Source organism: Cystobacter fuscus, assembly GCF_044360685.1.
Taxonomy (GTDB): domain Bacteria; phylum Myxococcota; class Myxococcia; order Myxococcales; family Myxococcaceae; genus Cystobacter; species Cystobacter fuscus_C.
This window is the reverse complement of the sequence record NZ_CP043491.1, coordinates 10,140,907-10,163,420: the sequence shown is the minus strand read 5'-3', so window position 1 is coordinate 10,163,420 and position 22,514 is coordinate 10,140,907. Positions and strand designations below refer to the sequence as shown.

The window sequence follows — 22,514 nt, the reverse complement described above, 5'->3', positions numbered from 1 at the left end:
CGGGTATAGCACCCGAATCAGGGCGGGGTGCCGGGGAGGATCTCCCGGAGGCAGCGCGAGATGTCGCCGCGCCACGTCCACTGCTGCGGGTAGCCGAGCGACACCTCCTCGAAGCGCACGCCATCGCGCCACAGGGTGGCGGGCATGTGCAGGTGGCCGGTGACGACTACCTCGGCGCGGAAGCGCGTGTGCCAGTCCTCCGTCTTCTTCGTGCCGCACCACAGGGAGAAGCGGGGGATGCGCGGCAGGCGCACGTGCTCGTAGCGCAGCGGGAAGTGGTTGATGAGCACCGTGGCGCAGTCTCCCGGCAGTGCCTCCAGGCGGGCGCGGGTGTGCTCCACGCGCGCGGCGCACCAGGCGGCGCGCGACGGGTAGGGATCCGGGTGGAGCAGGGCCTCGTCGGTGCACAGCACGTTGGAGTCCATGGCCCACTGCACGGCGCCCTCCTCGGAGACGTCGTCCGGCCGGAACGAGTAGTCGTAGAGCAGGAAGAGCGGCGCCAGGATGCGGGGAGGCCCCTCTCCTGGCCAGCGCGGGTAGGGGTCCTCCGGGGTGAGCACGCCGTGGGCGCGGCACAGCGCCACCAGTTGCTGGTAGCGCGCCTCGCCCCGGAGGGCGGACGGCTCGCGTGACACCGTCCACAGCTCGTGGTTGCCGGGCACCCACAACACCTGGCGGAAGCGCGCCGTCAGCGTGCGCCAGGCGAAGTCGAGCTCCTCCAGCCGCTCCCCCACGTCACCCGCGACGATGAGCCAGTCCTCGGGATGAGGGGCGAGCGACTCGAGCGCCCGCCGGTTGTGCTCATGGCGAAGATGGAGATCACTGAGGGCGTAGAGCTTCATGGGGGCCGTACCATCCACTGTAACGGACGCTCCGGCCCGGGGTCCGTTTCTCGTGGGGGGTGGAAGCAACCAGCCATGCGCCGGGAAGGACGGGCGAGGTGGCTTTTCCTTCGCGTCTGCTCCAGGCAGCATGAGGCCCCTTCGCGTCTGGCCCGAATGATGGGGAAAGAGTCCGCACAGACCTCGCCGGCCCGCGCTCCGGCGGCCGCTTCCGAATCCGGCGATCTCGTCGTGCGCTCGGTGTTGCCCGAGGAGCTGCTGTCCGCCCTGGAGAGCGAGCGCGCGCAGTACCGGTGGGTGATGCTCAAGGGGGCCGTGGACGTGCGGCTGGAGGACGAGTCGATGCTCGGCCTGACGCCCCTGCCCGCGGCGGACCCGAGCTGGAGCGGTGGTCAGCTCATCGGCTTCCTCCCGGACGAGCGCCGCTTCGTGGGGGAGATCGTCCACCTGGATCCGACCACGGGGCGCGTCTTCCTCTCCACGCGCTCGCTGGGCCACATCAAGCCCGAGGTGCTCTCCGCGGAGCGCTGGGCCTTCCAGCCCTATGACTTCTCCGAGGCGCTGCTGGCCGCCTCGAAGGCCTACGACGCGCGAGGCCCCCGGGTGCGCGAGGCCCTGGAGCGGGTGCGTGGCCTCGTTCCGGATGATGGGACGGGCCCCAGCCAGGGTCCCGAGCACCTGTGGGACAAGCCCTGGGCCCTGCTCTGGGGGCCTCCGGGGACGGGCAAGACGGAGACGATAGCGCGGCTGCTCGCCCAGGCCGTCCAGAAGAACCCCGGCGAGCGCATTCTCGCGGTGGCGCCCACCAACCGCGCCGCCGACACGCTCGCGCTGCGCGTGGCGCGCATGCTGTCCAAGGCCGGGGCCCTGCACGCGCCGGACACCACCTGCCGCGTCTTCCGCGGGGGCCTGGGCGTGGGCCAGGAGCTGACCCGGGCCTTTCCCGCCGTGCTCCATGACTCGAGCTACCAGAAGCACGCGGCGCGCATCGCACACATGGAGGAGCGCGTGCGCGAGGAGTACCTCCAGGGGGCCTCGTCCTCGCGCCTGGCGGTGGTGAAGGCGGAGCTGCGCAAGGTGCGCGACGGGCTCACCGACGAGACGCTCTTCGTCGCGCGCGAGGGCTATGCCACCCTCATGGTGCTCACCGTGCACCGGGCGCTGCGGCTCGTCTCCGAGCTGGAGGGCGCCGAGCGCTTCGACAGGCTGGTGGTGGACGAGGCGGGCATGGTGTCGCGCGCGGCGGTGGGGCTGCTCGCGCCGCTGGCGCGCAAGGTGCTGCTGGGAGGAGACCCGAAGCAGATTGGCCCGGTGAGCCGGGCGCTGGAGGGGGTGGAGCGGCCGGTACAGACGTGGATGCGCAGCTCGCCCCTGTCGCACCTGGAGGACGCGCGCGCGGCGGCGGAGCTGCCCCACGTGCTGCTGCTGCGCACGCAGCACCGCATGCACCCACAGATCGGCGCGGTGGTGAGCCACTTCAGCTACGCGGGGATGCTGGAGGATGGCGAGGGGCCGCGCACCCGGGAGCCCAAGAAGGTGGAGGCCTTTCCGGCGGCGCGCGCGTGCTGGGTGGTGCTGGACGAGGCCACGCGGGACGCGCGCCGGGTGTGCCACGAGCGTGGGGACTCGGGGCATGGCTACCGGCGGCCCTTCTCGGCGGAGCTGGTGATGGCCATCGCCTCGCCGGCGCTCAAGGCGGGCCTCAAGGTGCTGGCGGTGACGCCCTACCGGGCCCAGGCGGCGCTCCTGCGTGCCCTCGCCGAGGAGAAGGGGTGGCACGAGTCGCGCTTCCAGGCGTCCACCATCCACCGGCAGCAGGGCACCGAGTACGACGTGGTGGTGGTGGACACGGTGGCGGCCGGGCGTCCCTTCGCCCCGAGCGAGCTCACGCCCATGCTCAACGTGGCGGCGAGCCGCGCGCGCGAGTACCTCTTCGTCCTGTCCTCGCGCGCCGAGTCCGAGGCGGCCATTCCCGCGCAGCTGCTCGAGCTGCTCACCCCGGTGGCGCCGCGTCTGGAGCCGCGCTTCGCGCTGCAGCCCCTGCTGGTGATGCCGGGCGTGCGCGCGCGCGAGGCGCGGCGGCCCGAGGCGCTGGGCCAGGAGATCGACTCGCTCAAGGAGATGGGCCCCCTGTTCACCCAGGAGCAGGTGTCGCTCTTCGAGCGCCGCTTCGACGAGGGGCACCACCTGGTGCGGGGCGTGGCGGGCAGCGGCAAGACGTACGTGTTGGCGCACTGGGTGGCGCGCTACCTCGCCGAGCACCCCGAGGCGCGCGTGCTGGTGTCCTTCTTCAACAAGGCGCTCACCACGTTGCTCACGCGGCTGGTGGACGCGGCGCTGCGGCGGCGGCTCGGACGGCGCGCCTCGTTCATGCTCCACCGTGTGACGCTCATGCACATGACGGGCACGGGCGGCTATGCCCCGGAGAGCTTCGACGCCGTCTTCGTGGACGAGGCGCAGGACCTGAGCGCCAAGGAGCTCGCCCACCTCTACGGGCTCGCCCGTCCCTTCTCCCGCGAGGGAGGGCCCCCGCTCAAGGCCTTCCTGCTCTTCGCGGACGACTCGCAGAACGTCTACGGCCACAGCCCCGTGGAGGCCCTGCGCCAGGAGCTGCCGGACGGGCTCGACTTCACCGGCCGGGTGCGCGTGCTGCGCGAGACGTTCCGCTCCACGCGCCAGGTGTCCGAGCTGGCCTTCAACGTGGTGTTGGATCCGCTCGGGCTGCACCGGGTGGGCAATCCCGGCATGCGCGAGTTCATGCGCGCCAGCGAGCTGCGCGAGGAGGGCCTGTTGGAGGAGCCGGTGGCGGGGGTGGATGGGCTGTACCGGCTGCGCAGCAGCGAGCGCGAGGGGCTGGTGCCGGTGGTGCGCGCCTTCGACTCGCCCCAGGCGGAGGAGGCGTGGCTGGTGCGCGAGGTGAAGCGGCTGCAAGCCCACGAGGGCGTGCGGCCCGCGGACGTGCTGGTGGTGGCGCCGGTGCGGCCCGCGCGGCTGGCCGAGGCGCTCGAGCGCGAGGGCCTCAAGGCGGTGGCCTTCGGTGGCCGGGGCGGCGAGGACGTGGCGGGCTTCAGCGTGGGAAAGGTGGACTACCTCCGGGTGACGACGGCCTTCTCGTGCAAGGGGCACGAGAGCCCCGTGGTGTTCTTCTGTGGCGTGGACGCGCTGGACGACATGGCGTGGATGGAGGGCCGGCCGGGACGCCAGGAGCGGGAGCTGGAGCGCACGCGCCGTGCCCTCTTCTACGTGGGCGCCACGCGCGCCATGGTGCGCCAGTACGTGACGGGCCTCGGCGGTGCGCGCTTCACCCGCGTGGCCCTGGCGTACTCGCGGGCGCTTTCCCGCGAGTCCCGCCTTCCGACTCCAGAGGTTGTGCCCACCACCTCACGGCGGAGCCCACGTGGCCATTGACCCCCACCGGTCCGGCGGGGTGGAATACGCCGCATGAGCGACACCGAAGACACCACCGTCTACAAGGTCGTGGTCAACCACGAGGAGCAGTACTCCATCTGGCCCGCCGACCGCGAGCTTCCCCTGGGCTGGAAGGAAGGCGGCAAGCAGGGGCAGAAGGCCGAGTGCCTCGAGTACATCAAGGAGGTGTGGACGGACATGCGCCCCTTGAGCCTGCGCAAGAAGATGGAAGAGGCGGCCAAGAAGTCCTGAGGCGGCTCTCCGGGGCCCTTCACTTCGGCGCGTTTCCCGAGCCCGACAACAGGAAGGCCCGCAGGCGCTCCGGAGGACAGGGCTTGAGCAGGACGGTGATGCCGGGCGGGATGATGTCGCGTCCCGGCAGTTGCGTGGTGTGCAGACCGCAGAGCACCCCAGGCGTGCGGCTCCTCAGGGCCGCGATCAATGACAACCCATCCATACCGGGCAGGATGTACGCGGCGATGACGACCGAGGGCGGCTCCTCCTCCGCCATGCGCAGCGCCTCCTCCGCGCTCGTCGCCGAGCGCTTGGTGCCGGGCACGTCCCGCAGGAGCCGGCGCAGCGCGGAGAGCTGGAGCGGATCCTCGTCGACGAAGAGATAGGAGGGCGTGGCGTCCGCGGTCATCCAGGACCTCCCGGGCTGGGTATGTAACGTGATGGGTCCTCGGACGGACATACTACCCCAGTCGTCCTGGGAAACCAACCTCCCGAGTCATATTGCCACCGGTGAACCACTCGGGTCCCGGGACAATGGCAAAAAAGCTGGCAACCAGGCTGGGAGAGTGCGCGCGCGCAGCCCGGCAGCGCCTCAACCTCACACAGGAAGACGTGGCGGAGCGAGTCGGCATCGCCACGGAGGTGTACGGGCGCCTGGAGCGGGGAAACATGCTTCCGAGCGTCCCCACCTTCCGCAAGCTGTGTGCCGTGCTGTCCCTGTCCGCGGACGAGGCCCTGGGATTGTCCACCGCCGAGGGTTCCTCCTCCTGGACACCACCCGCGCCGCCCCCCGAGGCCAGTGAGCCCGCGGAGCTGCGCCGCCTGATGCGGCGTGCCCGCCAGTTGGATCGCAACTCGCTGCGCGTGCTGAGCCTGGTGGCCGCGCACCTGGGGCAGAAGAACGGGTAGGCAGCAGCGTCGTCTCACGGGGAGAGCCTCGCGCGCAGTCTCTTCGCCGATGGAAAACCATGGAAGAGCACCACCTGTGGGTGTGCCTCCAGTGTCTCGCGCTCCTGGGTGCCCTTGGCGAGCGCTCGGTCTACTCCCAGCAACAATCCCTCATCTGGCCGCGAGCGCAACTCCTCCAACCTGCGCGCCAGCGGGCCCGCGTGCCAGGCATGGAAGAGCTCCAGCGCCACCTCGCGCCGCGTCTGGCGGTGGCGGAAGGTGACGTCCGGCACGCACAGGCCCGTGGCCCCCACGTTGCGCGGCAGGGGCAGCAGGTCCAACTCCCACTCCGCGTCCTCGAAGCCCTCGGCGAGCGACGCCACCTCCGGGGGGATGTGTCCGAGCGCGGACCCATGAGGTGACACGAGGGGGTCCTTCTCGTCGAGCACGAGCGTCACCCGGCGCCGGGGCGTCTCGAGGGCGGCGGTGAGCTGCCAGCGGGCGAGCACCGGCACCACCGACAGGAAGCTCGCCAGCTGCAGCCCATACTTCTTCTGCAGCGACAGCATGGCGCCCGGGCCCTCCACCTCCAGCACCCAGTCCTCGCCCTCGCGCCGCACCTCGGCCACGAGCCGGCAGAACTTGAGCCAGCGCAGCACCTTGCGCACCCGCAGCAACTCCGGCGCCCGCGCCCGCAGCGTCAGCCGCCGCGCGTCGAACAGCGGGCCCTGGGCGAGCGCGAGGTTGTAGCGATCCAACAGCTCCGCGGGGCCGAGCGCCTCCCAGTCCAGCAGGGCGCGGTGACCTGGGAGGTCGGCATAGAGGGCCTCGCGCAGCTCGGGCAGGGGTTGGGGCAGCCGCGCGGCGAGCTGCTCCTCGTAGTGCTCCACGGAGGCGCCAGCGGGCAGGGCGAGCCGCACCCGGGCCGCTTCCCGGAAGGCCGCCGCGCGCGCCTCCACGGCCCCTGGCGCGGGCTCGTCGAAGCGCATCCGGTCCACCAGCAGCTTCACGAGCCCCCGCGCCACCTTGGGGCGCGCATGGGCGCCGGCCTGCAGCGCCAGGGCCTCCTCCACCTCGTCGCGCGAGTGGCCCCGCCCCGCCTCCACGCTGGCGATGAGTTCGCCCGCGAGCGCGAGCAGCGCCGGCTCGTCGCGCCGGACGAAGGAGGGCCGCAGCTTCGCGTCGCGCGTGCGGAAGAGGAGCAGCTCGCGCGTCAGCATGCCTCGCCCCCTTCCTCCTGGTAGGCACGGTGCTGGCGCCGCCGCTCGCTGATGGAGGACTCGGCCGTCTGCGCCGAGCAGACTTCGTAGAGGAGGGCGCGCTTGCCGGGGCGCTGGCGCAGGATGCGGCCCAGGCGCTGCACGTGCTCGCGCACGCTGCCACTGCCGCTGAGCACCACCCCCACGCGCGCCTCCGGCACGTCCACGCCCTCGTTGAGCACGCGCGAGGTGAGCAGCACGGGCAGCTCTCCGCTGGAGAACGCGGCGAGCAGCGCCTTGCGCTCGGGCACGGGCGTGTGGTGCGTGAGCGCGGGCAGCAGCAGCCGCCGCGCCAGCGTGTACACGGTCTCGTTGTCGTCGGTGAAGACGAGCGTGCGATCCTCGCGGTGCTCGAGCAGCACGCGCCAGAGCACGTCCAGCTTGGCGCTGGAGGTGAGCGCGATGCGGCGCTGCTCGCGGTAGGCCCGGTAGGCGGCGCGGCCCTCCTCGGTGCGCTGGCTCTCCGCGAGGAAGCGCGCCCAGCCCTCGGGCACGTCGAAGCGGATGCCGCGCTGGCGGATGAAGCCGAGGTAGAGCTTGCGCGCCTCGTCGTGCCGCGTCTGCTCCTCGGGCGTGAGGGGCACTTCAATCCGGCGCACCTCGTAGGGGGCGAGGAAGCGCCCCTGCAACTCGCGGATGTCCGTGCGGTGCACCAGTGGCCCGAGCAGCTCCTCGCACACGCGCTCGCCCCCGTCGGTGCGCTCCAGGGTGGCGGTGAGGCCCAGCCGGTAGGGCGCGAGCGAGCCCTCGGCGATGAAGCGGTAGCTCGGCGCGGGCAGGTGGTGGCACTCGTCGCACACGAGCAGCCCGAAGCGGTTGCCGTGGAACTCCGTCTGCATCGCCGCGGAATCGTACGTCGTCACCGTGAGGGGCTGCCGATCACTCACCCCGCCACCCAGCATGCCCACCGCCTGGCCCAGGTGCCGCGACAGCACTCCCTGCCACTGCGTCATCAAATCCAACGTGGGAACGACCACCAGCGTGGGCCGCTTCACCTGGACGATGGCGAGCACCGCCAGCAGCGTCTTGCCCGCCCCGGTGGGCAGCTCCACGAGTCCGCGCCCTCCGGCCTTGAGCCACGCTTCCAGCGCGGCCTTCTGGTGGGGAAACGGCTCTACCGGGGCCGTCAGGTCCACCTCCAGCGGCTCGAAGCGCCGCGCCCGGTCCTCGTACGCCTCGCCCAGCTCGCGCAGCCGCAACACCACCTGCCGGTAGTGCCGCGCCTCGCTCCGGTACACACCCGTGCGCGCATCCCGCTGGAAGAGGGCGCGCAGGGCGCCATCCTCGGGCAGGGAGGGCGCCACCAGGGTGCCGCAGTCGAAGTGGAGTTCGGTCGCCATCGGCAGAGGGGGGGAAGTTCGGAGTAACCCGATTCACGAACCCACGCCAGCATAGGACCTTCCAAGTCGCCCTGGCCCGCGGGTGCTGGCTGCTCGGAAAGCGCGGACGCTCGCTCCCCTGGCGGATCGGTGTAGGGTGGGGTAGCTCCAGGGCCCACGCGGGCTCGCCCGCTGGACGAGGAGGGGAGTGTACACCGGAGGTCCACGGGAGAACGAAGGCGTCGAGAGTCTCCTCTTCATGCCCGGAAGCCTCTAGCCTGCGCGCCTTCATGCGCCGCCTCGTCATCCTCAGCCCCCATCGGCCTTCCCGGGAGTTGCTGTCCCGCCTCCTGGCGGAGCCCGACCTGCGGGTGACTGCCCTGTCGGACGCGGACGAGGTGCTGGACACCCTCGCCGAGGAGGAGCCGGCCCTGGTGGTGGTGGACGCGCGCCGGCCGGACGAGGACCATCCGCTGATGCTGGGCCTGCTCAAGCGGCGCTACCCGCGTCAGCCTCTCATCACCCTGGTGCCCGGGCGCCTGCGGGTCTTCGACGGCCACGAGGAGCGCGTGCGCGACGTGCAGGACGGCTCGGCCGAGGGACTCCATGTCCTGCTCGGGGAGCTGCAACGCGCCACGCGCGACCTGCTCGCCCAGCACCTGTTGCGTGTCCTCCGCCCTCCCACCGGCGAGGCCTGAGCCCGCCGCCTGGCGCGAGACGGGGAGAAGGCCGCGCTCCGAAGAGGGAAGAAGTTTTCCCTCTCGTGGGCCAACGCGTTCCCTCGTCCTCGAGGCCGTGGCGCCAACCCCTCGAAAAGTCGAGGGTGGGCCCGCCTCGTGGGGCTCGGCACGGCGGCTGCTATGGCTTCCTGCCGCGAGCGGGGGGACGGGGCCGCATGGCAGGGGGACGCGGCCCCGGGAGGGGAGCTCGTGACGGGACGGCCTGGAGGGGGACCAGTCCGTCACGGGGGGAAACGGGGGGTCGGGAGGGGGGGCCCGAGGGGGAGCTCGACCGGTGGGGGCCGGTCGGGCTGCCTCATTTTCGCGCGGACAGGAAGGCCAGCACCTGGGCTTCACCCCAGAAGCGGGGGGTGAGGGCGCCGCCGGCGACGAAGCCGACGTGGCCGCCCTGGGCGGTCACCACGCGGTGCAGGTGGGGGTTGCCGGACACGTCCCTGGGAATCGTCGAGGCGGGGATGATGGGATCATCCTCGGCGCTCAAGAGCAGGGTGGGGCGGCGGATGGCGTGGAGCAGGGGGCCGGAGGATGACACCTCGTAGTAGTGGGCCGCGTCGCGGAAGCCATGCAGCGGCGCGGTGACGGCGTCGTCGAAGGCGCGCAGGGTGCGGGCGCGCTCCAGGGCCTCGCCGTCGAAGGCGCCGGGGAACAGGCGCAGCTTCTCGCGGGCCTTCTGCTTGAGGGTGCGCAGGAAGCGGTCGCGGTAGAGCTTCTGGAAGGGCCCGGGCCCGTCGATGGCCTTCGAGCAGATGCTCAAGTCATAGGGCGCGCTCACGGCGGCGGCGGCATCCACGGGCGCGTCGTCGCCCGTGTCCTCGAGCAGCCGCAGGAGCACGTTGGCGCCGAGCGAGAAGCCCACCGCGTAGAGCGGGCCGGTGTGGCGCTGGCGCAGGTGGCGCATCACCGACAGCGCGTCCTCGATGTCACCTGAGTGGTAGGAGCGCGCGAGCCGGTTGGTCTCCCCGCCGCAGGAGCGGAAGTTGAGGGCGGTGGCGCCCCAGCCGAGCTGCTGGGCGCCGGTGAGGGTGACGTTCATGTAGCCCGAGCGCGAGGAGCCCTCGAGCCCATGCAGGGCCACGAGGTGGGGGGCGCCCGGGGGCCCGTCGAAGGAGTCGAGGTTGACGAAGTCCCCGTCGGGCAGCTCCCAGCGCTCGCGCTTGAGGGGCGGGGCGTGCGTGGGGCGCACGAGCGAGGCGTAGATGGTCTGCGCGTGGGGGGACGCGAGGAAGCGTGCGGGAGCGAAGGGCTCGGTGGGTTGGAAGGACACGGACGGGCAGATATCACCCGCGGCGGGCTTGACGCATCGAGTAACAACCGCGCTGACGCACGTCGTCGGCCTCGGCCGTCAGCTCGAAGAGGGCGAGGTATTTGTGCACGCGCTCCTCGAGCGTGGGGGCCTCGATGAGGCGGCACACCGCGTCGGGCTGGTAGTCGCGGCACACCTGGGGGCGCCGCTCGTAGACGGTGCACAGGTTGTCGGCGCCGAGGTGCGGGCAGCGCAGGCCCAGGGGCTTGTCGAGCGCGGCGATGTCGGGCGCCACGCAGCAGGCGCCACAGCGGGTGCAATCCATGAAGGGGGGAGGATACCCCGGACAAAGAAAAACGCGGCGCCGGGGACAGGGTCCACGGCGCCGCGTTCGGGGAAGACGGTGGGCGGGCGGCTACTCGTGCGAGCGCCGCTCGGGGGCCTCGTTCGTGCCCTTGGTGTTGTAGGGCATGGACTGGCCCGTCTCCACCGGCCAGGCCACCGGCGTGCCGCTGGCGGCCAGCGTGGGCCGGAAGCGCGTGCCGATGTCGAACAGGGTGAAGAGCAGCATCAGCACCACGAACACCATGGACGTGATGAACACGACCCGGTTGGCGCCCTGGTGATCCGCCAGGTGCATGAAGTACAGCGCCACGAGCGCGCCCTTCACCGAGGCGATGATGAGCGCGAGTGCCAGACCCCAGTTGGGCAGGTGGATCTTGCCGGTGACGACGGTGACGACGGTGAGCACCATCAGAGCCACCCAGATGATGGCGTACTTCGCCGCGCCACCGTGGTGCTCCTCATGCATGTTCTGCGCTTCCTTGGATGATTCATTGGCCATCGCGGACATGAGCGGAGGCCTCCCTTAGATGAGGTACAGCATGGGGAAGAGGAAGATCCACACCAGGTCGACGAGGTGCCAGTACATGCTGCCCAGCTCGACGGCGGTGTAGTTCCGGGCGCTGAACTCGTTGCGGTTCGCCTTGAAGCCCACCCACGTCAGCACGATCATGCCGATGATGACGTGGAAGCCGTGCAGACCCGTCGAGAGGAAGTAGATGGTGAAGTACATCGGCACGCCGGGAAGCTGCAGCGACGGCTCCGTGTCCGTGAAGTACGGCCCGGGCAGCTGCCCCACGTGGATCTTGTGCGAGTACTCGAAGTACTTGATGACGAGGAAGCCGAGCGCCATGAGGATGGTGAGGATGAACATCACCACCACCTGCTTGTTCTTCGCCTCCTTGGCGTAGTGCACCGCCATGGCGGCGGTGAACGACGAGGTGATGAGCACCAGGGTGTTGACGGTGCCCAGCGTGAGGTTCAGGTGACGGCTGGCCGCCGCGAACCCGTCGGGGAACATGAAGCGGTAGTTCGCGTAGCACACGAACAGACCGGCGAAGAGCAGGATTTCCGTGGCGAGGAACAGCCACATGCCCAGCCGCGCCGCGTGCTGCTGCACGTCGAGCGAGGCGAAGTGGGCGGCGACGGTCGGCACGGGGGGCACCCCGGGCGCGTGGTGCGCCGGGGTGGCGGAGCTAGACTGCATCGGGCACCTCGGCCTTCTCAGGGTCCACGTAGAAGTGGGGCTCGTCCTTGTAGACGGGCTGCGGACCGATGAAGTTGTGGGTGGGGGGAGGGGACTCGGTCAGCCACTCGTAGCCGCGGCTGTTCCACGGGTTGGCGGAGGACTTCTCACCGTACACCAGAGAGTAGGTGAGGTAGATGGCGGTGATGAGGAAGCCCATCGCCAGCAGCGTGGCGCCCATGGTGGAGGCCACGTTGAGCGTCTGGAAGCGCTCCGGGTACTCGTAGTAGCGCCGCGGCATGCCCGCGTTGCCCAGCAGGAACTGGGGGATGAACGTGGCGTTGAAGCCCAGGATGATGAGCGCCGCGGACACCAGGCCCCACCCCTCGTGGTACGACTTCCCGAACATCTTCGGGAACCAGTAGTGGAGCGCCGCCATGAAGGCCATGATGGTCGCGCCCACCATGATGAAGTGGAAGTGCGCCACCACGAAGTAGGTGTCGTGCCAGGGCACGTCCAGCGACGCCGTGGCGAACGCCACGCCCGTCATGCCGCCGAACACGGTGAAGTAGAGGAAGCCGCAGAAGTAGGCGAAGGGCGTCTTGAAGTCGACCGCGCCCTTGTAGACGGTGCCCACCCAGTTGAAGACCTTGATGGCGGTGAACACGCCCACCAGCATCGTCAGCACCGCGAACACGCCCGCGTTGAACGTGGACTGGCCCGACACGAACATGTGGTGGCCCCAGGCGAAGAAGCCCACGAAGGCGATGCCCAGCGAGGAGAACGCCACCGCGCGGTAGCCGAAGATGTTCTTGCGGCTGAAGGCGGCGACAATCTCGCTCATCACGCCGAAGGCCGGCAGCACCATGATGTACACGGCCGGGTGCGAGTAGAACCAGAACAGGTGCTGGAAGAGCACCGGGTCTCCGCCGCGCGCCGGATCGAAGATGCCGAACTGGAAGAGCTGCTCACCCACCACCAGGAGCAGCACGAGGCCGAGCACCGGCGTCGCCAGCACCTGGATGCACGCGGTGGCGTACATGGCCCACACGAACAGCGGCATGCGGAACCAGGTGATGCCCGGGGCGCGCATGGTGTGCGTGGTGACGATGAAGTTGAGGCCCGTGGCGATGGAGCTGAAGCCGATGATGAACGCGCCGAACAGGATGGGCGCCACCGTCGTCGTCGTGTGCGTGCTGTAGGGCGTGTAGAACGTCCAGCCCGTGTCCATGCCGCCGTTGAGCATGCCCCAGATGGCGATCGCCGCGCCGGAGAGCAGCAGGTAGAGCGACAGCAGGTTGAGCCGCGGGAAGGCCACGTCCTTGGCGCCCAGCATCAAGGGCAGCATGAAGTTGCCGAAGGCGCCGGGGATGGCCGGAATCATGAACAGGAAGATCATCACCACGCCGTGCATGGTGAAGGCGCGGTTGTACGTCATCGCGTCGACGATGGTCGGCCCCGGCGTCAACAGCTCGAAGCGGACCACCAGCGCGTAGATGCCGCCCACGAGGAAGAAGAGCAGGACCCAGATGAGGTACATCACCCCGATGCGCTTGTGGTCGAGCGTCAGCAGCCACGACTTCACCGTGGTGCCATCGACGAGGTAGCTCGGGTGGTGATCGTGATGCTCACCACCCGGCGCGGGCACGGCGCCCGGTTCGGCTGCGATGCTACTGCTGGATGGGCTCATAGACAGGTCCTTGAGAAGCGCCGGTGGTGCGGATGTCCGGAGTGCGCAAAGTCTTGATGTATTCGACGATCGCCGCGGTCTGCGGCCCCGTCAGCTTGCCCTGGAAGGTGGGCATGGCGTTGGCGTAGCCCGTCACCAGGTGGGCTCCCGGGTCCATCATGGACTGGGTGATGTACGCCTCGTCCGCGCGGATGGCGCTGCCGTCCTGCAGCGTCTCCTGCCGCCCGTACAGCCCCAGGAACGTCGGTCCGATGTGCGGCTCGCCATTGACGGTGTGGCACTTGAAGCACCCCACCTCGGCGGCCACCTTCTGGCCCTGCTCGGCCATGCGCGCCGGCTGCGGCGCCAAGCTCAGGTCCGCCAGCGCGTCCTGGCGGTTGGCCAGGTCGCCGCGGCGCTGCTCCTTCAGCCACGCGTCCCACTCCTCGGGCGAGAGAACAACCACCTCGCCGAGCATCTTCGAGTGCGACAGGCCGCAGTACTCGGTGCAGAGGATCTGGTACGTGCCGGGCTTGGTGGCCTCGAACCAGGTCTGCGTGTAGCGCCCCGGCACCGCGTCCATCTTGATGCGGAAGGCCGGCACGAAGAAGGAGTGGAGCACGTCACGCGAGGTGATGAGCAGCCGCACCGGACGGTTGGCCGGCACGTGCAGCACGTTCACCCCGTTGGGGCCCTCCGGGTAGGCGAACTTCCACATCCACTGCTTGCCCATGACGTAGACGTCCATCGCGTCCTTGGGCGGCGTGGTGACGAAGACGAAGTCCCGGAAGCCGATGACGAACCAGGTGAGGAAGAAGATGAGCGGCAGCGAGACGAAGAGGAACTCCGTCTTCACCGACGGGATGACGTACTCCGTCAGCTGCTCCGGTGCGCGGCGCCGGTAGCGGAAGAAGAAGTAGAGCGCCGCCGTGCCCACCGCGAACGAACTGAGCATCGTCACGGTGACGACGAAGATGTGGAGATTGTCCACACGCTCCGCGAAGGTCGAGGCCTGCTCCGGCAGGAACAGGATGTTGTTCAGCAACTCGTTCATGCTGCTGTGCCTTTCTTCAGCTCACGCCTCCAGTAGTAGGCGAGCATGCTCGCGAGCGCGCCGAACACCATGAGCGCGCCTATCCGGAGGAATCCAAAGATGTAGAAGCCGTACCGCCGTGTGGCGGTGTCATACTTGAAGCAGGTCAGGACGATGCGATCAAAACTGGTGCCGACCCGGCCACCCGCGGCCTCGAGCAGGGCGAGCTTCATGTCCTTGGGCTGGAAGGACGTGCCGTAGAGGTAGCGCGAGATGGCTCCCTCGGGGGTGAGCACCATCACCACGGCCGGGTGCACATACTGCCGCGTCGACGCGTCATAGGTGTACTTGAATCCCACCGCGTCCGCGAGCTGCTGGATGTTCTCCTGGGTGCCCGTGAGGAAGTGCCACGGGGCCGTCTCCGGCAGGCCCATGGACTGCAGGTGGCGTCGGCGCCGCTCGAGGCTCTGCGCGGGCGTGTCCTGCGGATCGATGCTCACCGTCACCGCCTCGTAGTCCTTGCCCAGCACCAGGCCCAGCTCGCGCATGGTGCGGATCTGCTCGTTGATGACGAGGTTACAGAGCAGCGGGCAGTTGTAATACACGAGCGTGAGCAGCACCGGGCGCGTGCGCGGCAACACGTCGCGCAGTTGCACCGGCCTGCCCGACGAGTCGGTGAAGGCCGTCTCCAGCGCCGCCAGCTCGCCCAGGTGCTCCTGCACGTCCACGCCTTTGAGTTGCGGCGGGGCGTCGGACTGCGCATCAATGATGCTCTGGGGCGTGCGGCCGCCGCCCGGCAGCGCGGACGCGGGGGCCGCGACGCCGAGCGCCAGGACGAGCGCCGCCATGGCGGCGCTCAAGGGCATGGACGAAGAGGGGGTGTACATCGTGCTTCTTCCTCTACTGCCGCGACACTACGGCTGGGGAGCCGGCGTGGGCTGCGACTCGGGGGTGGGCGCGGGCGCCGCGGGCTGCTGCTGGCGCGCGGCCGCCTGCTGGGCGATGACCTGGTCCATCGCCTGGTTCAACGGGGTGCGGGACACCACGTTACGATCTTCCGCGTAGCCCTTGTCCAGCGCCTCCTGCTGGGAGCGGATCTTCTCCTCGGCGTGCGTGTCCTGCTGGAACAGGCGCTGGTTGACGATGCCGATCTCGTACGCCGTGCGGTGATCCTTGTCCGGGGTGATCAGCGCCGGGATGGGCGCGGGACCCTCGGGGGCGAACTCGTGCGTGGTCGCCACCTGCAGGCGCCAGGCCCAGATTCCGCCCACGATGAAGATGATGATGGAACCCACACCCACCTGCATCACCTTACCGGTGAGGATGTGATCCTCCTCGGACGACACGCCATGCGCACCGTGGATGACGCGCGACTCGACCTCCACCTGGCTCTTGTTGCTCATGGCTGCACGTACCTCAGCGACTCGGAGATGTAGGGGTCCTTCACGGGCACCGTATACCGGCCGCGGGTCTGCCACAGGGCTCCCGCCACCGCGATTCCACCCACGCCGACGAAGGCGGTGATGAGCGTCCAGTGGAACGAGGGGCCCTGGGGCGAGAGGGCCGGCCAGATGAGCCAGTACATGTCCACGGCGTGCATGACCAGGATGTAGACGGCGATGACGGCCAGGCGGCGGGGCTGCAGCTTCAGCTTGCGCGATAGCAGCGTGAAGAAGGGCAGCAGGAACTGGCCGATGAGCAGCGAAAGCGACACGGGCAGCCACGGCCCCGTGATGCGCAGCCGGTACCAGCCCGCCTCTTCCGGCAGGTTGGCGGCCCAGATGAGGAAGAACTGGGAGAAGGCGATGTAGGCCCAGAACGCCGTGAAGGCGAACATGAGCTTGCCCAGGTTGTGGTAGTGCGCCGTCGTCACCAGCGACCCGTATCCGTCCTTGCCCTGCGCGTTCACCGTGGCGATCGTCACCACGCAGAACGCGCTCAGGAAGCTGCCGCAGAAGTAATAGACGCCGAAGATGGTGGACTGCCAGAGCGGCGTGAGCGTCATCAGCCAGTCGAAAGCAGCGAAAGTAATCGTCAGCGCAAGGAAGGGGAGCGAGCCCGGGGCGAACCGGCGCTGCTTGGCCGTCAACTCGAGCTCACCCGACGTGTCCTGCTGCACGCTCCAGCCGCGCAGCCGCGAGGACACGAAGATCCACGTGAAGAAGTAGATGGCCTGGCGGATGTAGAAGAAGGTGAGGTTGAGGTAGGGGTGCTTGTGGTGCAGGTGGTGCAGCTCCACCTCGGTGAACTTCACCCCACCGGTGCCGGGGAACTCCCAGTTGGGCGCGTCCACCCAGGGGAAGAGGTACTTGACCCCGGCGAGGATGGGCAGCACGAGCACGGCGAAGAAGATCACGCTCGAGCCCATGGTCTCCATGGTGCGGCGCAGCACGGTGATCCACTTGACCTTGGCGGTGTGGAAGATGGCCACCATGATGATGGAGGCCACCGCGATGCCCAGCCAGTAGCTGAAGCCGAACAGGTAGCTGAACATCGCCTTCTGGGGCTCGAGCACGAAGCCGACGATGGTCAGCACGAGGCCGAGCACGCCCAGCGCTCCGGCCACCGTCATCGCCTTCGAGCCGCCCGTGAAACGATCCACGGCAATCATCGGTTCTCCTGCGGAAGAGGCTGCTGGCCGCCAGCCTTGGGGGCGCGGGCCGTCTGCAGCGCACGAACGTAGGCCACCACGGCCCAACGCTCCTGGATGTTGAGTTCGCCCGAGAACGACGGCATCACGCCGTAGCCCTCGGTGATGGCGGCGTAGAAGTGGCCGTCAGGCTTGTTGGCGATCTCCTGGAGGGACGGGGGCAGGCGCAGCGCCATGTTCTCGGCGACCACGCTGTTGCCGTCGCCGAGCCGGCCGTGGCACTGGGCGCAGACGATGTTGTACTTCTTGTGGCCCTCTTCCAGCACGGCCCGGTCGAGCTTGAGCGGGTTGGCGCTGACGAACTCGCCATTGACCCGGCCCGTGGTCAGGCCGGGGTCACCCACCAGGCGCTCGCGCGGGATGGTGCCCTCGGGGGGCGTGCGCATGGCCTTGCCATCCGCCCAGAACTCGTTCGTCTCGTAGTACTCGTACTTGGCCTGCGCCTCCATGCGCTGGAGGAACTCGGAGGGCACGTTGCAGGCGGCCAGGGCGAGCCCGGCCAGGGGGATGAGCCGCCTCATTCCTTCTCTCCCGTCACCACGGTCACCTGGGTGGCGCCCAGGGACTTGAGCTGATCCATGATCGCATCCGCCTGGAGCGTCGCGAACTGCGGCACGCTCAGCCAGTAGCCGTGCGTGGTGGCGCTGCGGAACGCTTCGTGCTCGTAGGCCGGGTGATACGGCTGCGGCAGCCGGGCGAGCCCCAGGACTCCGAAGAAGATGCCAAAGGCCGCCAGGAGCACCGTCAACTCGAAGGTGATGGGCACGTAGGCGGGCAGGCTGAAGATGGGACGACCACCCACGTTGAGCGGGTAGTCGAAGCCGTTCATGTACGCCATGAAGGCGATGGCGGTGGCGGTGCCGGTGAGGCCCGCGCACAGGGCGATGAAGGGCACGCGCGAGGGCGGCAGACCCAGCGCCTCGGAGCCGCCATGCAGCGGGTAGGGCGAGTAGGTGTCCATTCCCTCATAGCCCTTCTCCCGCATCTGCCGGGTGGCATCCACCAGGGCCTCGGGAGTGGCGAACTCGGCGAGGACCAGGGTTTCCAGGACCTTGGTTTCGGCGGACATGGTCAGTGCGCTCCGTGGGTGAGAGTCCCGGCGGCGCCCGTGTCGGCACCATGCGCGGCGTGGTGGGCGGCGTGCTTGAGCTCGAGCTGGAGCTCCTTCACCTCGCTGATGGCCACCGCGGGGACGAACTTGAGGAAGAGCAGGAAGAGCGTGCTGAACAGACCCAGCGTGCCGATGTAGAGGCACCAGTCCACCCACGTCGGGCTGTACAGGTCCCACGACGAGGGCAGGAAGTCCTGCGTCAGCGACGTCACGATGATGATGAAGCGCTCGCACCACATGCCGATGTTCACGACGATGGAGGCCACCCACATGATGGGGATGCTCGTGCGGCACTTCTTGAACCAGAAGATGTTCGGCGTGATGACGTTGCAGGCGATCATCAGCCAGTACACCCCGGCGTAGGGACCCCGCGCGCGGTTCACGTAGAAGGTCCAGATCTCGTACTCGTTGCCGGAGTACCAGGCGATGAAGTGCTCCATCATGTACCCGTAGGACACGATGAGGCCCGTCGCGAGGATGACCTTGTTCATGTTCTCCAGGTGGCGATCGGTGATGACGTCCCGGAGCTTGAGGTACTTGCGCGCCGGAACGATGAGGGTGATCACCATCGCGAAGCCGCTGAACACGGCGCCGGCGACGAAGTAGGGCGGGAAGATGGTGGCGTGCCAGCCGGGGATGAGGCCCGTGGCGAAGTCGAAGGACACGATCGTGTGCACGCTGAGCACGAGCGGGGTGGAGAGACCCGCGAGCAGCAGGTAGCCGATCTTGTAGTTGTGCCAGTGACGGCCGGAGCCGCGCCAGCCGAGCGAGAACAGGCCGTAGAGGATGCGCTGCAGCTTGCCCTTGGACGAGTCACGCAGCGCCGCCAGGTCCGGAATCAGACCGATGTACCAGAACAGCAGCGACACGGTGAAGTACGTGGAGATGGCGAACACGTCCCAGTCCAGCGGGGAGCGGAACTGGGGCCAGGCGCCCAGCGTGCTGGGGTAGGGCAGGAGCCAGAAGGCGAACCAGGGACGGCCCGTGTGAAGCAGCGGGAACTGGCCCGCGCAGATGACCGCGAAGATGGTCATCGCCTCGGCGAAGCGGTTGATGCTCGTGCGCCACTTCTGCTGGAAGAGCAGGAGGATGGCGGAGATGAGGGTACCGGCGTGGCCGATACCGACCCACCACACGAAGTTGACGATGTCGAACGCCCAGCCGTTGGGCTGGTTGTTACCCCACACGCCGATGCCGCGCGCGAGCGTCAGCGTCACGGCGACCAGGAACATGCCCAGGCCGACCAGGGCGATTCCGAACAGCAGGAACCAGCCCTTGCCCGGCTTGGCCCAGACGTGGTCGAGGAGGGTCTCGTTGAGCGAGGCGTCGTCGTGGTGCGGCGGGACGAGCATCCGCGGCTCGAGCGGATCGACGCCAGGTGGGTGATGGATTGCGGTCTCGGCCATGACTCAGTGGCCTCCTTCGTGCTTCGCAGCGGCGGGCTTGGCGGACGCGAGGGCGGGATTGGGGTTGCGCAGGCGGATGAGGTGGGCGGTACGCGGCGAGGTGCCCAGTTCCTTGAGCAGCTTGTACGCGCGCTCGTCCTGGTGGTGCTTGGTCACCTGGGCGTTCGGATCGTTCAGGCTTCCGAAGGTGATGGCCTCGGTGGGGCACGTCTGCTGGCAGGCGGTCTGCAGCTCCTTCTCGAAGATGGGCCGCTTCTCCACGCGCGCCTTGATGCGCACGCGCTCGATGCGCTGCACGCAGTAGGTGCACTTCTCCATGACGCCGCGGTTGCGCACCGTGACGTCCGGGTTCATCAGCATCTTCTGCGTGGGCGTCTTGTCCGCGGTGTAGTGCAGGTAGTTGAAGCGGCGGACCTTGTAGGGGCAGTTGTTCGAGCAGTAACGCGTGCCGACGCAGCGGTTGTACACCATGTCGTTGAGGCCCTCGTCCGAGTGGACGGTGGCGTTCACCGGGCACACGTACTCGCACGGCGCCTTCTCGCAGTGCACGCACGCGATGGGCTGCATCACCATCTCCGGGTCGTGCAGGTCATCGCCCGTGAAGTACCGGTCGATGCGCAGCCACTGCATCTCGCGGCTGCGGGCCACCTGCTCCTTGCCCACGACGGGGATGTTGTTCTCCGACTGGCAGGCCACCACGCACGCGGAGCAACCCGTGCACCGCGCCAGGTCGATGGCCATCGCCCACTTGTAGTCCTTGTACTCGTACTCCCCGAGCATGCTGGCCTGCTCGCCACGGACGCGGGCGAACACGGAGCTCTTCTGGTGCTTCTCGTCCTCCTGCTCCTTGCGGAACTGCTCGACGGACATGTCGAGCGCGAGCGGGCGGCCCTCCATGCTCCAGTGCTGCTGGGTGAGGGAGAACTTGTGCGTCCGGGGCGTCTTGTCCAGCCTGGCCCCGCCGTCGAACCAGGGGGCGTTCACGCTGCGCACCCGGTTGGCGTTGAAGCCCACTTCCTTGGCCACCGTCTCGAACAGACCCGTGCGGCCGTAGCCCAGGGGCAGCACCACCACGCCGTCCGCGATGCCCGGGAGGATCCACACCGGCACGTCCAGCGTCTTGCCACCGTAGGTGAGCGTGGCCACGTCGCCCGGCTGGAGATCGTTCTGCTGCTTGGCCGTCTCGGGGCTGATGTAGGCCGCGTTGTCCCACGTCATCTTCGAGATGGGATCCGGCAGCTCCTGCAGCCAGGAGATGTTGGCGAACTGGCCGTCGTAGACCTTGTAGTCCGGGACGAAGTTCACCTCGAGGCCGTCCGCGGAGGGCGGCTGCCAGGCGTCCACCAGCGCGCGGGCCGCGCCCGTGTTGGGGGCCACCGTCAGCTCCTGCGCGGCGGTGCCGGGCACGATGCCCACGGACACCCACGTCTCCCACGCCGTCTCGAAGTCCGCGCCCGCCAGGTTGCTGCGGCTCCAGAAGTCCCGGAGGATCTGGTAGCTGCCGCGGTACGGCTCACCGAGGAACAGCGCGAGCAGCTCCGAGGTGGGCACGCCGTTGAAGAGCGGCTGGATGAGCGGCTGCACGATGGAGACCGTTCCATCGGCCGAGCGGCCATCGCCCCACGCCTCGAGCTCGTGAGCGGCCGGGATGAACCAGTCGCTGAACGCGCTCGTCTCGTCCTCGAAGAGCGAGGTGTAGATGACGGTGAGCTTGGAGCGGTTGGGGTTCTTGGCCGGATCCAGCACCTCCTGGAGGCCCAGGTCCGCCGCCGCGCGGTAGACGGGGTTCCAGGCGGTGATGACCAGCACGTCCACCGCGCCGTTCTTCAGCTCCTCCACGAGCGGACGCAGGCCGGCGTCGCTGGTGGTCTCGTTCACCGCGGAGGCCGCGTAGCGCACCGTCTGGCCCACGTTGCCCAGCGCCGCGTTGATGGCGGCGGCCAGGGCGTGCACCGCGGCGGGCTGACGCTCACCGGCCACCACCAGCGAACGGCCCTTGTGGGCGTTCAGGTCGGCGGCGACGGCGTCCACCCACGTCTGGTGCTTGGCGTCGAGCTGCGCCTTCTGGCTGCCACCGGCGCCCAGCGCCGCCGCGTCACCGCCCACGCGCATGGCGAGCGCGGCGGCGATGCCGAAGATGTCGCGCGACTTCACGCGCAGGCGGTGGTCCGCCATGCCACCGGTGATGGTGTAGCGCGGCTCGGCGACATAGAGGCGGTTGAGCTCGCCCTCGGCCAGATCGCGCCGGCGCGCGAAGGCGCGGGCGTAGGCCAGGTTGGAGGGACGGCTCTCCAGGAAGTCCGCGTCCAGCGACAGGATGACGTCCGCGCGGGAGAAGTCGTACTTCGGGTGGGCCGCCTGGCCGAACACCGCGTTGGTGCCCTCGGCGACCGGATCCTGCGAGATCGCGGTGTAGCTCTGGAAGCGGGCCTTGGGCAGGCGCTCCTGGATGCGCGAGCGCAGGTGGCCGAGCACCGGCGAGGTGTTCGGCTCGGTGAGGAAGCGCACGCGCGCGCCGCCATCCGCCTGGATGGAGCGGGTGAGCGTGTTGCTGATCTCCTCGCCGAAGGTGCGCAGCGAGCGCGGCTCCTTGCGGTAGCGCAGCACGCGGGCGCGCTGCGGGTCATACAAGGACATCAGGAAGGCCTGCTCGAAGACACCGGCGGCGCCCAGGTTCACCGGGTGCTGCGGGTTGCCCTCGATCTTCACCGGGCGGCCCTCGCGCGCGGTGACGAGGATGCCGGAGGTGTGGCCCCCGAACGTCATGCCCGAGGCGTAGTGCAGCGGGTTGCCCGGAACCATCTCGGGCGGCGTGCGGGTGTAGGGCACCATGCGCTCGTCCACCGGACGGGTGGAGCAGGCGGTGGCGCCGGCCATCGCGAGCGACGCGCCGAGCAGCTGCATGAACTGGCGGCGGGCGACGCCCGTGGGGGGCAGGTCCGCGCCCTCGGGGAACTCGGGGCGCACGGACTCGAGGTACTCGGGCTGGCCGAGCTTCTCCTCGAGGCTGCGCCAATACGTCTTGCCGTAGGCGCCCTCGGCGGTCTTGGTGTGGGCGCTCTGCGCGGCGGCGTGCTCGAGAGCCTCGCCGACGGCGTCGTGGTCATGCTCATGCGCCGGGGCGGCCGCGTCCGAGACGACCGGCAGGGCGAAGGAGGCGGGGGTGTCCTTCATAGAATCTCCG

General features: G+C 69.2%; 21 protein-coding genes. 4 read left to right on the top strand and 17 right to left on the bottom strand.

Features of this window, described 5'->3' with window-relative positions:
- Window positions 1-17: 17 nt before the first annotated feature.
- Complete coding sequence (locus tag F0U63_RS41720; protein WP_395839465.1) at window positions 18-842, bottom strand: metallophosphoesterase family protein; 825 nt, start codon at window positions 840-842, stop codon at window positions 18-20.
- Window positions 843-998: 156 nt separating this feature from the next.
- Here F0U63_RS41720 and F0U63_RS41715 point away from each other — a divergent pair, with 156 nt between their 5' ends.
- Window positions 999-4,250: an AAA domain-containing protein gene (locus F0U63_RS41715; protein ID WP_395839463.1), complete on the top strand. Its 3,252-nt coding sequence runs from the start codon at window positions 999-1,001 to the stop codon at window positions 4,248-4,250.
- A 33-nt stretch (window positions 4,251-4,283) separates the two neighbouring features.
- Window positions 4,284-4,502, top strand: coding sequence for an MbtH family protein (locus tag F0U63_RS41710; RefSeq protein WP_395839461.1), 219 nt, complete (start codon window positions 4,284-4,286; stop codon window positions 4,500-4,502).
- Window positions 4,503-4,521: 19 nt separating this feature from the next.
- On the opposite strand, the gene F0U63_RS41705 is transcribed toward F0U63_RS41710, so the two are convergent.
- A complete protein-coding gene (locus F0U63_RS41705; RefSeq protein ID WP_395839459.1) occupies window positions 4,522-4,893 on the bottom strand; it encodes a two-component system response regulator in 372 nt (123 codons plus the stop codon).
- A gap of 125 nt (window positions 4,894-5,018) precedes the next feature.
- Here F0U63_RS41705 and F0U63_RS41700 point away from each other — a divergent pair, with 125 nt between their 5' ends.
- On the top strand, window positions 5,019-5,393 hold the full coding sequence (locus F0U63_RS41700) for a helix-turn-helix transcriptional regulator (protein ID WP_395839457.1): 375 nt from the start codon (window positions 5,019-5,021) through the stop codon (window positions 5,391-5,393).
- Between the two features lie 14 nt (window positions 5,394-5,407).
- On the opposite strand, the gene F0U63_RS41695 is transcribed toward F0U63_RS41700, so the two are convergent.
- Window positions 5,408-6,592, bottom strand: coding sequence for a DUF790 family protein (locus F0U63_RS41695; protein ID WP_395839455.1), 1,185 nt, complete (start codon window positions 6,590-6,592; stop codon window positions 5,408-5,410).
- Entirely contained in the window at window positions 6,586-7,971 is a 1,386-nt protein-coding gene (locus F0U63_RS41690) for a DEAD/DEAH box helicase (protein ID WP_395839453.1), read from the bottom strand. Before F0U63_RS41690 ends, F0U63_RS41695 begins: the two co-directional genes overlap by 7 nt.
- Before the next feature lie 269 nt (window positions 7,972-8,240).
- Between F0U63_RS41690 and F0U63_RS41685 the strand changes: the two genes are divergently transcribed.
- On the top strand, window positions 8,241-8,648 hold the full coding sequence (locus F0U63_RS41685) for a DNA-binding response regulator (RefSeq protein WP_395839451.1): 408 nt from the start codon (window positions 8,241-8,243) through the stop codon (window positions 8,646-8,648).
- Between the two features lie 337 nt (window positions 8,649-8,985).
- Here the strand turns inward: F0U63_RS41685 and F0U63_RS41680 are convergent, their stop codons facing one another.
- From F0U63_RS41680 to F0U63_RS41620, 13 genes are all read right to left on the bottom strand, one after another.
- The gene (locus F0U63_RS41680) at window positions 8,986-9,954 is read right to left on the bottom strand and encodes a YheT family hydrolase (RefSeq protein WP_395839448.1); all 969 of its coding nucleotides are present in this window, start codon (window positions 9,952-9,954) and stop codon (window positions 8,986-8,988) included.
- Window positions 9,955-9,967: 13 nt separating this feature from the next.
- Window positions 9,968-10,258: a YkgJ family cysteine cluster protein gene (locus F0U63_RS41675; RefSeq protein ID WP_395839446.1), complete on the bottom strand. Its 291-nt coding sequence runs from the start codon at window positions 10,256-10,258 to the stop codon at window positions 9,968-9,970.
- Between the two features lie 90 nt (window positions 10,259-10,348).
- Window positions 10,349-10,786 (bottom strand): cytochrome C oxidase subunit IV family protein, encoded by a 438-nt coding sequence (locus F0U63_RS41670; RefSeq protein WP_395839443.1) that lies wholly within the window; start codon window positions 10,784-10,786, stop codon window positions 10,349-10,351.
- A 15-nt stretch (window positions 10,787-10,801) separates the two neighbouring features.
- Complete coding sequence (locus tag F0U63_RS41665) at window positions 10,802-11,482, bottom strand: cytochrome c oxidase subunit 3 family protein (RefSeq protein WP_395839440.1); 681 nt, start codon at window positions 11,480-11,482, stop codon at window positions 10,802-10,804.
- Window positions 11,472-13,151: a cbb3-type cytochrome c oxidase subunit I gene (locus F0U63_RS41660; RefSeq protein ID WP_395839437.1), complete on the bottom strand. Its 1,680-nt coding sequence runs from the start codon at window positions 13,149-13,151 to the stop codon at window positions 11,472-11,474. The genes F0U63_RS41665 and F0U63_RS41660 overlap by 11 nt, the downstream gene beginning before the upstream one ends.
- Window positions 13,132-14,184: a cytochrome c oxidase subunit II gene (gene coxB / locus F0U63_RS41655; protein ID WP_395839434.1), complete on the bottom strand. Its 1,053-nt coding sequence runs from the start codon at window positions 14,182-14,184 to the stop codon at window positions 13,132-13,134. The genes F0U63_RS41660 and coxB overlap by 20 nt, the downstream gene beginning before the upstream one ends.
- Window positions 14,181-15,050 (bottom strand): SCO family protein, encoded by an 870-nt coding sequence (locus F0U63_RS41650; RefSeq protein ID WP_395839431.1) that lies wholly within the window; start codon window positions 15,048-15,050, stop codon window positions 14,181-14,183. The genes coxB and F0U63_RS41650 overlap by 4 nt, the downstream gene beginning before the upstream one ends.
- A 27-nt stretch (window positions 15,051-15,077) precedes the next feature.
- Window positions 15,078-15,566 carry a hypothetical protein gene (locus tag F0U63_RS41645; RefSeq protein WP_395839428.1) on the bottom strand — a complete coding sequence of 163 codons (489 nt, stop codon included), beginning with the start codon at window positions 15,564-15,566 and terminating at the stop codon, window positions 15,078-15,080.
- Window positions 15,563-16,774, bottom strand: a complete 1,212-nt coding sequence (locus tag F0U63_RS41640; protein WP_395839426.1) for a hypothetical protein — start codon at window positions 16,772-16,774, stop codon at window positions 15,563-15,565. Before F0U63_RS41640 ends, F0U63_RS41645 begins: the two co-directional genes overlap by 4 nt.
- Window positions 16,771-17,334, bottom strand: a complete 564-nt coding sequence (locus F0U63_RS41635) for a cytochrome c (RefSeq protein ID WP_095990502.1) — start codon at window positions 17,332-17,334, stop codon at window positions 16,771-16,773. Before F0U63_RS41635 ends, F0U63_RS41640 begins: the two co-directional genes overlap by 4 nt.
- Window positions 17,331-17,882 carry a DUF3341 domain-containing protein gene (locus F0U63_RS41630; RefSeq protein WP_395839423.1) on the bottom strand — a complete coding sequence of 184 codons (552 nt, stop codon included), beginning with the start codon at window positions 17,880-17,882 and terminating at the stop codon, window positions 17,331-17,333. The genes F0U63_RS41635 and F0U63_RS41630 overlap by 4 nt, the downstream gene beginning before the upstream one ends.
- Before the next feature lie 2 nt (window positions 17,883-17,884).
- Complete coding sequence (gene nrfD / locus F0U63_RS41625) at window positions 17,885-19,330, bottom strand: NrfD/PsrC family molybdoenzyme membrane anchor subunit (protein WP_395839421.1); 1,446 nt, start codon at window positions 19,328-19,330, stop codon at window positions 17,885-17,887.
- A gap of 3 nt (window positions 19,331-19,333) precedes the next feature.
- Window positions 19,334-22,504: a TAT-variant-translocated molybdopterin oxidoreductase gene (locus F0U63_RS41620; protein WP_395839418.1), complete on the bottom strand. Its 3,171-nt coding sequence runs from the start codon at window positions 22,502-22,504 to the stop codon at window positions 19,334-19,336.
- Window positions 22,505-22,514 lie beyond the last annotated feature (10 nt).